General features: G+C 34.0%; 1 protein-coding gene. It reads left to right on the forward strand.

The window, feature by feature from the left end; genetic code table 11:
* The first annotated feature begins 32 nt into the window (after positions 1–32).
* The gene (locus AW729_RS01815; RefSeq protein ID WP_112123479.1) at positions 33–15,605 is read left to right on the forward strand and encodes a non-ribosomal peptide synthetase; all 15,573 of its coding nucleotides are present in this window, start codon (positions 33–35) and stop codon (positions 15,603–15,605) included.
* Positions 15,606–15,611 lie beyond the last annotated feature (6 nt).

Below are 15,611 nucleotides of genomic sequence, written 5' to 3' on the forward strand. Positions count from 1 at the left end.
ATTATAAATTATTATATATAGAGCGATTTACTATGAGTTTTGAAAATATTGAAAATTTTAACAAATACTTTTATAATCAAATTTCTGATTTTAATGATTCAACCATACTCACTCCTAATTTAATGGGAAATAAGGAAGATATAAAAATATTAGAAGCAAGTATTGATATTATTAATCAATATGATGAGTTTTGTAATGAAAATTCCATTACACAGAAAGACCTACTTTTATCCGCAGTTTCTATGGCATTAAATAAATTTAATTTTTCACATGAAACATTATTATATCATGGAAATAACATACCTTTTGCTATAAAATCTGAAAACAGACAAATTAGTATTAAGGAATATCTTGACATGATTCATACTGATTTTAAATATAATTTAAAATATGAAAATGAATCCGCAAAAGAATTATTGGATGAAAACAATTTAAAACCAGAATTATACATTAATTTTAACAGCACTGACAATGAATGGGAATATCAAAACCAATTTAACATCATATCAGATGATGAAAAAATAACAATAACCTTTTTATATAATGAAGAACTTTATTCAAAAGATTATGCAGAATTATTCTTAAAAAGTATTGAAACAATATTAAATCAATTAATATCCTGTGATATCAGTAAAACACGTATATGTGATATCAGTCTTAGTGATGAAACAGAAGATGTCAAATTTAAGGATGTTGAACTACCATTTTTACATAAACGTTTTGAAAGACAAGTATCCCAAACTCCTAATAATATCGCTCTTGTCTCAAACAATAAAAGATTAACATATCAGGAACTCAATGATAAAGCCAATCGTATAGCAAACGGTCTTATTAAACAGGGCGTCAAAGCAGGAAGTAATGTTCTCATAATGTTAAATAGGGATGAAAATCTAATAGCTGGAATTCTAGGTATCTTGAAGGCAGGATGTGCCTATATTCCAATTGATCCGGAATATCCTGACGAAAGAATCAGGTACATCTACCAGGACAGTCAAGCCGAATATATCATATCCGATGCTTCAACTGAAAACTCCATCGATATTGAAGAGTTATTAAAACAAGAAGATATCAACAATCCTGATGTTAAAATAGATTCTGATGACATGGCTTATATAATATATACCTCCGGTTCAACAGGAAATCCTAAAGGTGTAAAAGGAAGCCATAAAAATATTACGAGCGTTTTTTCAGAAGATGAAAATAATGAAATATTTAATGAATACGTTAAAATGAACAGAAATCTTTCAATTTCCACGGTATCATTTGTCGCATTTTTAGTTGATTTCATGAGCCTGACATTTGGAACTACATTGATACTTGCAAATGATGATGAAATAGAAAATATAGAAGCACTGGTCCGATTGATGCAAAATGAAAAACCTGATGCTCTTACATTTATAACACCTTCCCGTCTTAAACAATATCTGGAGGAGGAATCATTCACAAAAGAACTCTCTTCAATAGACTATATTACTATAGGGGGAGAAATGGTTACAAAAGAAGTTTTATCCAAATTAGCATATGATAAAACCAGTGTCTATATTGGTTACGGATCCACGGAAACCTCTGGATTTGCAACAATAAAGAAAATAACAACCTTAAATGATGATTTGACCATTGGAAAATCAGTGCATAATGTAACTACTGATGTTAGGGATGTGGATGGTAAGATACTGCCTCAGAAAGTGATGGGTGAACTCTATATTGGTGGAAATAATATTGCTAAAGGATATTATAATTTAGATGATGATTCATTCTTAAATATAAATAATATCTCTTACTATAAAACCGGAGATTATGCAATAAAAACACCTGATGGTGAAATCAAATTAAAAGGTAGGATAGATAATCAGATTAAGCTTAGAGGATTAAGAATAGAATTAGGGGAAGTGGAATCCAATATCTCCCAATATCCTAACATAAAGGAAAATGTTGTAGTAATTAAAAAGATTAACAACGAAGACCATCTGTGCACTTATTTCACCGCAGAAGATGAAATCAATACCAAGGATTTAAAGGAATTTTTAAAAGAAAGGTTAACCAGGTATATGGTTCCGTCAGTGTTTATGCAACTGGATGAAATGCCAAAAACACCAAATGGAAAAGTAAGCATTAAAGATCTTCCCAAGCCAAAACTTGATTTTGAATTGATTGCACCGGAAACCAAAACAGAAAAGGCATTATTTGAAATAGCATCATCTATTTCAAAAACCACTGAATTTGGTATAACAGATGATTTATATGCTATTGGATTTACCTCATTAACATTGATGAAATTTAATGCAGCAATATATAAGAAAACGAATATTAATTTAAATATATCCAAGTTAATTGATAATCCAACAATAAGAGATATTGCCAATTTAATTGACAATTCAGAATCATCTGATTATAATAGGATTATTGAGGATTCTAGAAATTCAATGTATATTCCTTTGACTGCCAATCAGTTGGGAGTATACTATGAATGTGCTCAAAATCCTGATGAAGCACAATATAATCTTCCAAGCCTGATTAAATTTGACAAATCAGTTGTCGCCGATAAATTAAGGGATGCAGTTATCAAAACAATCAATGCCTATCCTTACCTTAAAACAAGGATTGTCATGCATGGTGATAAATTAATGCATAAACGTGATGATTCAATTGCTGTTGATGATATACCTATTATTAAACAACCATGTATTACTGATGAAGAAATTCAAAAGACTAATTCTAAAAAGTTTGACTTGTTGGGTGGTCAGTTATTCCGTGCTAAAATATATGATACTGATGATGAAGTCATACTGTTTTTTGATATTCATCACCTGATAACAGATGGTGAATCCATTGATAAATTATTCAGAAACTTTGCATATGCATATGAAGGAAAGGAAATTGAAAGTGAATTATTTGATGGATATGCAGATGCATTGCTTGAAGCAGAAAGTGAAGGTAGTGATGAGTATGTGGCTTCTGAAAATTATTTCCATGATTTATTAACTCAGGAAGTTGATTCAACAGTTTTAACTCCTAACTTAAATGGAAATCCTGACAATGGAAAATTAAGGTCAGTTTCTAAATATATTAATCCAAAGTTGATAAGGGATTTCTGTGCTTCTGAAAGAATCAGTCCAAATGTTCTGTTTATGGCAAGTATCATATTGAATTTAAACAAGTACACATTCACTGATAAAACATTGATAACAACCATATTTAATGGTAGAACAAATTCCAATTACTTTAATACACAGGCATTTTTAGTAAAAACTTTACCGATATTATCAATCAATGAAGACAGGAACATTTCCATTAGAAAATTATTAAATCAGACTGATAATATTTGGAAAGAATGTATCAAGCATTCCAATTATCCCTACACAAAAATCTCAGAAGAGTTTGGACTAAAACCGGAGTTCATGTATACATACAGTAATCGTGATGAAAAAATCATCACCATAAATGATAAGAAGTATCATTACACTCATCTGGAAACCCTTGAAACCAATTATAAAATAACATTCAACATAAATGAAAGTGAAGACAATATTGAATTGTCCATATTATATAATAATCAGTTATACACTGAAAAGTACATAAAAGTCTTCCTTAACGGTGTTTTAACTATTATTAATCAGTTTATTGCCAATGATATTGATAATTTAACAATCAATGAAATAGAATTATATAAACATTATGAATTGCAGACATTTACTCCAGTGGATACTCCATTAATACACAAACGCTTTGAAAAGCAGGTTGAAGAAAGCCCTGACAATACAGCTCTTGTAGCAGGGGATGTAACGTTAACTTACGAAGAGCTTAACAAAAAGGCCAACCGTATAGCTAATGCATTAATCAAAAAAGGAATAAAAGCAAAAAGTAATGTTCTGGTAATGCTTCACAGAAACAGTAACCTAATAGCGTCAATTCTAGGTATATGGAAGGCTGGATGTGTATATATTCCTATAGATCTTGAATATCCGAAAGACAGGATAGAATACATCTATAATAACAGTCAGGCAGAATACATTATTTCAGATGTCGATGATGGCAATTCATTGAATGTAAACGAATTGCTTGAAGAATCCGATACATCAAATCCTGAGGTTATGTTATCATCGGATGATTTGGCTTATATGATTTACACTTCAGGTTCTACAGGAAATCCTAAGGGAGTGATGATATCACACGAAAACCTAGGTAATCTACTAGAAAATCTTAAGCCACAATACAATCGAGTGTTAAGTATTATAACTGTATCATTTGACCCATCGATTTTAGATATATTTTCACCATTAATCACTGGATTAAAACTGATACTTGCTAATGATATTCAAGTCAAAAACATACTAGAATTAATCAAGTTAATTAATGATGAAAAGCCGGATATTTTGGTTCTTACACCATCAAGGCTGGCATCATACCTGGAAGTACCTGAGTTTTGTGAAGCAATCAAACGCCTAAAATGCTTGTTCCTTGGTGGAGAGCAATTTTCAACCAAGGTATATGAAACATTCAGGAAGTACTCTGATGCTGTTGTATACAACATTTACGGTCCAACTGAAACCACAATTGCTTCAAACATGAAAGAGATAACAGATGTAAACGATATAACAGTAGGTCATCCGTTACATAACTATGTTACTGACGTACGTGATATAGATGGAAAACTATTGCCTCCAGGAGTTATGGGGGAATTGTATATCGGTGGAGTTGGTGTAGGTAAGGGTTACTACAACATGCCCGATAAGACAGAGGAAGTATTTGTAACAATTAATGATATACCATACTACCGCAGTGGTGACTATGCAATAGAACTGCCAAATGGTGAAATTGACATACAGGGAAGAATAGATAACCAGATAAAGCTAAGAGGACTAAGAATTGAAATAGGTGAAATAGAATCAAGCATCAACAAATACCCATCAGTAAGACAGGCAGTTGTCGTTATCCGGAAGATATCCAACAATGACCACTTATGTGCATATTACACTGCAGATGAAGAATTGGAAACGGGTGAATTAAAAGAGTTTTTAAAGGACAAGTTAACAAAATACATGATACCTACAGCTTATATGCAGCTTGATGAGATGCCACAAACACCGAATGGTAAGACGGATATAAAGGCATTGCCTGAACCGATACTTTATATGGAATATATGGAAGCTCAGGGAAAAACAGAACAACAGCTATTTGAAATGGCAGCTGAACTCATAAACACGGACCAATTTGGAGTTACCGATGATTTGTATTCCGTTGGGTTTACATCATTGATACTCATGAAATATAACTCGCTAATCTATGCACAGATGGGTGTAAACATTGATATATCCGTATTGTTTAATAATCCAACAATCAGAAAACTTGCCACGCAAATCGATGGAAGCGTTGAAGATAATACTATAAATGAAAGCATTGAAATGGCAAAAAGCATTGATTTATTCCCGCTTACAGAAAACCAGTTAGGAGTATATTATGAATGTATGCAAAGTCCTGATGAAATAAAATATACCATGCCAATAGTCATAAGATTTGACAGTCAAATAGATGCACATAAATTAAAGGATGCTATAATCAGGACTGTTGAGGCTCATCCATACCTAAAAACGAGGATTATAACTACAGATTCCGGCATACTAAGACAAAAAAGAAATGATGATGCTGAAATTGATGAAATAGAAATTGTCAGTGTTGATTCAATAAATGACAGTCAAATAATAGAAAATGATGTGAGGGTATTCAAGTTTGGTGATGAACAACTATTCAGGTTTAAGATTTATCAGACACCTGATGAGGTAGTATTGTTCAGTGATTTCCATCATATAATTACCGATGGTGTATCACAAATCAACCTATTTGCCGACATAGCAAGAGCCTATGAAGGTAAGCAATTGTCACACGAAATTGTAGATGGATACGCTTATAGTCTTATCGAGGAGAATACTAAGGATAGTGAAAGATATCTTAAATCCAAGGAATTCTTTGATGAAAAACTGTCACAGGAGATTGACTCCACAATACTCACACCAAACCTTAACGGAAATCCGGATGAAGGTCAACTGAAAACGGTCGTTTACAATATAAATCCAAAAGATATAGAGGATTTCTGTAACGCTAACACATTTAGTAAAAATTCATTATTCCTATCAGCACTTTCACTGACATTAAACAAATACACCTTCAGCGATAAAACATTAATAACCACTATATTTAATGGAAGATCAAATTCCTACCACTATAACACACAAGGATATTTGGTAAAAACACTTCCATTAATATTCAATAATGAAAACAGGCAAGTTACAATAAAAGAATTTATCAATACTATTGAGGATACATGGAATGATACAATCAGTCATAGTGAATATCCATATACAAGTATTGCAGATAGTTACCAATTAAAACCTGAATTCTTTTTCTCATATCAGGAATTCTATGAATCAGAGGAGCTAAATATAAACGGTAATTCATATCAAACAAAAGAATTAACTATTGATGCAGAAATGGAACAGTATAAGATTTATTTTGATATTTTCATCTATAAAGACAACATAGAATTTAAAATAGAGTATAATGATGAGTTATATACTAAAGAATATATACAAAAATTCTTAGATTCTATGAACAATGTATTAAATCAATTTATTGGATGTGATATTAATAAGTTCATGATTTGTGATGTGGAATTGGAAACAAAACATGAAATGCCAACATTTGCACCGGTGGATACTCCATTTTTACATAAACGCTTTGAAAAGCAGGTTGAAGAAAACCCTGATTACATAGCTCTTGTAGCAGAGGATGCAACGTTAACTGCCGAAGAGCTTAACAAAAAGGCCAACCGTATAGCCAATGCATTAATCAAAAAAGGAATAAAAGCAAAAAGTAATGTTCTGATAATGCTTCACAGAAACAGTGACCTAATAGCGTCAATTCTAGGTATATTGAAGGCTGGATGTGCATATATTCCTATTGACCTTGAATATCCGAAGGACAGGATAGAATACATCTATGATAACAGTCAGGCAGAATACATTATTTCGGATGTGGATGATGGCAATTCATTGAATGTAAACGAATTGCTTGAAGAATCCGATACATCAAATCCTGAGGTTATGTTATCACCGGATGATTTGGCATATATGATTTACACCTCAGGCTCTACAGGAAATCCTAAGGGAGTGATGATATCACACGAAAACATATGTAACCAGGTGGAAAATCCTAAGTCACAATACAATAGGTTGTTATGTCTTACAACAGTATCATTTGACGTATCGGTTGATGACATATTAACATCATTATCCAATGGATTGAAACTGATACTTGCCAGTGATACTCAAATCAAAAACATACCCGAATTGATTCAGTTAATTAATGATGAAAAACCGGATATTTTGGATCTTACACCATCAAGACTGGCATCATACCTGGAAGTACCTGAGTTTTGTGAAGCAATCAAATGCCTAAAATGCCTGTTCCTTGGTGGAGAGCAATTTTCAACCAAGGTATATGAAAACTTCAGGAAATACTCTGATGCCGTTGTATACAACAGTTATGGTCCAACCGAAACCACAATCACTTCAAACAACAAAATGGTAACAGATGTGGATGATATAACCGTAGGTTATCCGTTACATAATTATGTTACTGATGTAAGGGATATAGATGGAAAATTATTGCCATATGGAGTCATGGGGGAATTGTACATCGGTGGAGTTGGTGTAGGTAAGGGTTACTACAACATGCCCGATAAGACAGAGGAAGTATTCGTCACAATTAATGATATACCATACTACCGCAGTGGTGACTATGCAATAGAACTGCCTGATGGTGAAATTGACATACAGGGAAGAATAGATAACCAGATAAAGCTAAGAGGACTAAGAATTGAAATAGGTGAAATAGAATCAAGCATCAACAAATACCCATCAGTAAGACAGGCGGTTGTTGTAATAAAACAAATACATAACAACGACCACCTATGTGCATATTACACTGCTGATGATGAAGTCGAGCCTGGATTATTGAAGAAATTTTTAAAGGACAAGTTAACAAAATACATGATACCTACAGCTTATATGCAGCTTGATGAGATGCCACAAACACCGAACGGTAAGACCGATATAAAGGCATTGCCTGAACCAAAACTTAACCTGGAATATGTCGAAGCTCAGGGAAAAACAGAACAACAGCTATTTGAAATGGCAGCTGAACTCATAAACACGGATCAATTCGGAGTTACCGATGATTTGTATTCCGTTGGGTTTACATCATTGATACTCATGAAATATAACTCGCTAATCTATGCACAGATGGGTGTAAACATTGATATATCCGTATTATTCAATGATCCAACAATCAGAAAACTTGCCACGCAAATCGATGGAAGCAGTCAAGATGTTGATTTGGCTGAAACTATCGAACTTGCCAAAACAATGGATTGTTTCCCACTTACAGAAAACCAGTTAGGAGTATACTATGAATGTATGCAAAATCCTGATGAAATAAGATACACCCTACCGGCCGTCATAAGATTTGACAGTCAAATAGATGCACATAAATTAAAGGATGCTGTAATCCGTACTGTTGAGGCTCATTCATACCTTAAAACGAGGATTATAACTACAGATTCTGGTCTACTAAGACAAAAAAGAAATGATGACGCTCAAATTGATGAAATAGAAATTGTCAGTGTTGATTCAATAAGTGACAGTCAAATAATAGAAAACGATGTTAGGGTATTCAAGTTTGGTGATGAACAACTATTCAGGTTTAAGATTTATCAGACACCTGATGAGGTAGTATTATTCAGTGATATCCATCATATAATTACCGATGGAGTGTCACAAATCAACCTATTTGCCGACATAGCAAGAGCCTATGAAGGTAAGCAATTGTCACAGGAAATTGTAGATGGATACGCTTATAGTCTTATCGAGGAGGAAAATAAAGATAGTGATAGATATCTTAAATCCAAGGAATTCTTTGATGATAAGCTGTCACAGGAGATTGAATCCACAATACTCACACCAAACCTTAACGGAAATCCGGATGAAGGTCAACTCAAAACGGTCATTGACGATTTTAATTCAGATAAAATCAATGAATTATGTGCAAAGTACTCATTAAGTAAGAATGCAGTCATATTATCTGCCCTTACCTTAACGTTAAACAAGTACACGTTCAGTGATAAAACATTCATTACCACCATATTCAATGGAAGATCCAATCCATATTACTATGACACACAGGGATTTTTAGTAAAAACACTTCCATTAATATTCAATAATGAAGATAGGCAAGTTCCAATTAAAGAGTTTATCAATGACATCAATGATGTATGGAAGGATACAATAACCCATACCGAATATCCATACACAAACATTGCAGACAGTTACCAATTAAAACCTGAATTCTTCTTCTCATATCAGGAATTCTATGATACGGATGGTATAATAATCAATGAAAAAACTTATCATGATTATGATTTGGCCGATGATAACATCGTGACAACTGAATATAAAGTCAATATGGATATATATGTATTTGAAAACAAACTTGAATTCCTACTTGGCTATAATGACCAATTATACAGTGAAGATTATATTAAAACATTTATAAATTCAATGAAATTTGTTTTAGAACAATACGTTGACATGAATATAGAACAAGAAAGAATTTGTGATGTTGAATTGAATAGTGTTAGTAAGCAACCGACATTTACGCCTGTTGAAACTCCATTTATACATAAAAGATTCGAAAAACAAGTTGAAACCAAGCCTGATGACGTTGCAATAGTTTCAAATGGAGACGAATACACTTATAAACAGTTAAATGAATTAAGCAATAAGATTGCCAATGGATTAATCAGTCGTGGAGTCAAGCCAAAGCATAATATTCTAATAATGCTTCCACGAACAATTGACCTGATAGCATCAATCATTGGTGTTTTAAAGGCTGGCTGTGGATTTATCCCACTGGACATGGAATATCCTAAGGAAAGAATAGAATACATATATGAAAACAGTCAAGCTGATTATATAATAGCTAATGAAAGCTATCAAAATGCATTGGACATCAAGGATTTACTCGAGCAAGAAAATACAGAAAATCCAAATGTGGAATTATCACCATCCGATACTGCATACATGATTTACACCTCGGGTTCTACAGGTAAGCCTAAGGGGGTTATGATTGGTCATGAAAATGCATGTAACCAGGTTGAAGTAAATCCAAAAGCAGAATATGACAATCTCTTAAGTATTGCAACCATTGCATTTGACACATCATTGGAGGACATCTTGACCGGTATAACCAATGGTATCAAAATAATCTTTGCCAATGACTCTGAAATCAAGAATGTAGTCGATTTAACCAAACTGATCAAGCAAGAAAAACCTGAGGTTATGGAATTTACACCTTCAAGATTACTGTCATACCTTGAAGTAGAGGAGTTCTGTGAGGTCATATCCTGTGCTAAATGTATCGTAATGGGTGGGGAACAGTTCTCGTCCAAGGCATTTAATGCAGTCAAGGAATACACCGATGCTAAGGTATATAACAGTTATGGTCCAACAGAGGCGACAATAGCTTCAAACTATAAGCAAATAACCGATCCAGACAACATTACAATAGGTAAGGCTTTACATAACTATGTAACAGAAGTTAGGGATATTGATGGAAAACTTCTTCCACAGGGAGTGATGGGAGAGTTATACATCGGTGGTGTTGGTGTAGGAAAAGGTTACTATAACATGCCTGACAAAACTCAAGAAGTATACCTTTGGATAAATGACATTCCATACTACCGTAGCGGTGACTATGCAATAGAACTGCCTGATGGTGAAATAGACATTAAGGGAAGAATAGACAATCAAATCAAACTAAGAGGTCTTAGAATAGAAATCGGTGAAATAGAATCAAACATTTCCAGATTCCCAAATATCAAACAGAACATAGTTGTAATCAAGCAAATAAATGGCAGTGAGCATTTATGCACCTACTTTACATCAGAGGTTGATATTGATACAAGACTCTTAAAACGTTATCTTGAAAGCAAGCTAACCAAATATATGGTACCATCAGTATTTATGCAAATAGATGAAATGCCACAAACACCTAACGGTAAAACGGACATCAAGGCATTACCTGAACCTTCACTTGGACTTAATTATGTTGAACCTGAAACCGAAACCGAGAAGAAACTCTACAAACTGGTCTCATCAATTACAAACGTGGAACAATTCGGTATAACAGATGACCTATACACGTTGGGATTCACTTCATTAACATTGATGAAACTGAATTCATTAATATACAATGAAACTGACGTGAACATTGAAATAACAGATTTATTCAATAGTCCTAGCATTCAAAGTCTTTCGGATAAGATAGACAATAATATAGATACGCAAATTGATATTCCTGAGATTATTGAAACCGCACGTTCAATGGATTTATTCCCATTAACAGCTAACCAGTTGGGTATATACTATGAATGTATGCAAACAGAAGAAATCAAGTATACGATGCCTTCTGCCATTAGATTTGGTGGTGATATTGATGCAGATAAACTTAAGCAGGCAATCATTGATACAATTGAGGAACATCCATATCTTAAAACAAGAATAATTACGACAGCAGATGGTCAGCTAAGACAGAAACGATGTGATGATGCTGTAATTGACGAAATTGAAATAGTGGAAATTGATTCAATAACCAATAAAGAGATGATGGAAAATGACATCAAATACATTCCATTGGATGATAATCAGCTCTTCAGATTCAAAATCTATAAGACTCCTAGTGAAACTGTTCTCTTCAGTGACATTCATCATATAATTACAGATGGCGTATCTCAGAATCTTCTATTCGAGGATATAATAAGTGCATATAACGGTGGAAAAATAAGTAAGGAGACGGTTGACGGATATGCTTACAGTCTGATTGAAGAAAAACTCAGTGAAAATGAAGTTTCAAAAGAGTATTATAAAAACAAATTTGCACAGGGATTTGAATCCACGGTCTTAACTCCAAACTTAAATGGTAATCCTGATGAGGCCAAGATTAAACTCATAGAGGAAAGAATCAGTTCCGACTTCGTAAGATTATTCTGTAAGGATCATTCAATAAGTCCAAACGTATTGTTCATGACTGCTACAATACTTGCCTTAAACAAGTTCACATTCAGCGACAAGACATTGTTGACGACAATATTCAACGGCAGGTCCAATTCCAACTACTACAATACTCAGGGAATGCTTGTTAAAACGTTACCAATAATGGTAAGTAGCCATGACAGGGAGATGATGGTTGAGGACTTCATTAAATTGGTTGATAAGACTTGGAAGAATTCATTGGTTCACAGCAATTATCCATACACTAAGCTTTCAGAACAATATCACCTAAAACCTGAATTCTTCTATGCATATCATGGAAAATTTGAGACCGATAATCTTGAACTTGAGGGAAACACTTATGCTATGGAAGAACTTGACGGTACCGTTGCAACAGATTATAAAATCAACCTTGACATATTTGATGATGGAGATACAATTGGATTGATTCTTGAATATAATGATCAGCTATACACCAAGGATTATGTAGCCGAATTCCTGAATGCGATTAAATACATATTGGTACAGTTCTTTGTAAATGATATGGATAAGTTAAGAATCAATGAAATTGAACTTGCCGATGATTTTGCATTGCATGAATTTGAAGAGGTGTCAAATCCATTCTTGCATAAGCGTTTTGAGGCACATGTTCTAACCAGTCCTGACAAAACGGCCCTTGTTGCAAGTGACGAATCATTAACATACGACCAACTTAATAGAAAGGCAAATCGTATAGCCAATGGATTGATTGACAGGGGTGTTAAAGCTGGAAGCAATATACTGATTATGCTTCCACGTACAAGTGACCTGATAGCTTCAATTATCGGTGTATTAAAAGCAGGTTGTGCATTCATACCTCTTGATTTAAAGTTCCCGAAAGAAAGGATAGAGTACATCTATGAAAACAGTCAAGCGGATTATATAATTAATGTAGATGGTATTGAACCAAATTCATTATCTGTCAAACAATTACTCTTGGAAGATAATGAGGAAAATCCAAACGTTGAAATTACACCGGATGACTTATCATACATGATTTATACCTCCGGTTCAACAGGTAATCCTAAAGGTGTAATGATATCACACGAAAATGCATGTAACCAGGTAGCATCAAATCCTAAATGCAGATACAATAACCTGTTAAGTATTGCAACAATAGCATTCGACACATCACTTGAGGACATATTGACAGGAATAACAAACGGTATTAAAATAATATTTGCAAATGATGATGAAATAAAAAGCATCGTGGAGCTAATCAGACTCATCAAACGTGAAAAACCTGAAGTAATGGAATTTACTCCTTCAAGATTACTGTCCTATCTTGAATTTGATGAGTTCTGCGAAGTCATATCATGTGCCAAATGTATAGTAATGGGTGGAGAACAGTTCTCTGCCAAGGCATTTGAGGAAGTTAAAAAATATTGTGACGCTGCAATATACAACAGTTATGGTCCAACAGAGGCAACGATAGCATCCAACTACAAAGAAATCACAGATCCAAATTACATCACAGTAGGTCCGGCCTTAACAAACTACATAACAGAGGTTAGGGACATCGATGGAAAACTTCTACCAAAAGGAGTTATGGGAGAGTTGTATATCGGTGGAGTTGGTGTAGGAAAAGGTTACTACAATATGCCTGAGAAAACAAGAGAGGTATACCTGAGGATAAACAACATCCCATACTACCGTAGCGGAGACTATGCAATAGAGCTACCGGATGGGGACATTGACATTAAGGGAAGAATAGACAATCAAATCAAACTCAGGGGACTGAGAATAGAAATCGGTGAAATAGAATCAAACATATCAGACTATCCTAACATTAAACAAAACACAGTAGTCATCAAGAAAATCAGAAACAATGAACATCTATGTGCATACTACACTGCAGAAGAAGAAATCAACAAGGATGACCTTAAATCATACCTAAGCCAAAGACTAACTCAATATATGGTTCCTACGGTATTTATGCAAATAGATGAAATGCCACAGACACCAAACGGTAAAACAGATACCAAAGCATTACCGGAACCTAAACTGGAATTAAACTATGTTCCACCAAAAAACAAACTTGAGCAAAGCATATGTGCCATATATTCATCCATATTGGATATTGAAGTGGTGGGAGCAGAAGATAACTTCTTTGAAATAGGTGGAACATCTCTCATAGCATCAAAACTCATCATTGAACTGCTTAAACAGGATTTTGACGTCAAATATGATGACATATTCAGAAACCAGACACCAAGAAAACTCGCCAGTTTCCTCTCCGGTGATGAAATATCCGAAGATTTGGATGTTGAGATTATAGAAAACTATGATTATACCAAAATCAACGAACTGCTTGCAAACAATACATTTGAAAACTTTGCAAATGGCAGGAATCGCGATATAGGAAACGTATTATTAACCGGAGTTACCGGTTTTCTAGGTATTCACGTGTTATATGAATACATCAAGAATGAAGATGGAATCATATATTGTATGCTAAGAAAAGGTTACTTTGACAGCTGTGAAGAACGCTTCATTGACATGATGAACTACTACTTCGAAGAAGACTTCAGTGACCTTATCGGTTCACGCATAATATTGACTGAAGGTGACATAACAAGCTTGGATGACTTTAAGAAATTAAACGAATGCCCAATCGATACAATCATCAACTGTGCAGCAATAGTAAAACACTACACCCACGATGACTATATCTTCAGGGTAAACGTCGATGGAGTAATCAATGGACTTGAATTTGCAGAAGCAAATAATATAGCATATGTTCAAATATCAACTACAAGTGTATTGGACGAATACACAGAAGATATGAATATTGATGATGTGCATTGTGATGAAAAAACATTATATTGGGGACAGGACTTGTCAAACAAGTACCTCAACAGTAAATTCCTTGCAGAAAGGTTAGTGCTTGAAAAGGCATTATCCGGTCTAACGGTAAAAGTCATCAGGGTAGGAAACCTTATGGCAAGATACTCGGATGGAGTATTCCAGAAAAACTATGATACGAACGCTTTTCTTAATAACATAAAGGCAATCAAAAACCTAAAGGCAACAATTCCAGCCATATCCGGTGAAATTGTTGAACTGAGTCCGATTGATTATGTTGCAAAAGCCACCCTTTCATTGTCAAAAACTCCAATGGAATCCGTGGTATTCCACGCCGTAAGCGATAAGTTTATTCCTATTAAAAAAATACTGGATGTCTTAAATTCATTTGGCTATCCTATCAAAGAGGTTAACATAGATGAATTCAGAAAAATCTATGAACAAAACATGGATGAAAATATTCAGGGAATCATCACGGCTGATTTAACCATTGACGACTTTGACTTTGAATATGATGATGAGAACGATGCGGGTAATCTTGTATTGATGGATCAGACACTTGATGTTCTTTATTCATTAGGATTCAAGTGGCCGGAATGTGATGACGGTTACATTGAGAAATTTATAAAATATTTAAATGAGGTACATTATTTTGATTAATAAATG

Source organism: Methanosphaera sp. BMS (assembly GCF_003268005.1).
GTDB lineage: Archaea > Methanobacteriota > Methanobacteria > Methanobacteriales > Methanobacteriaceae > Methanosphaera.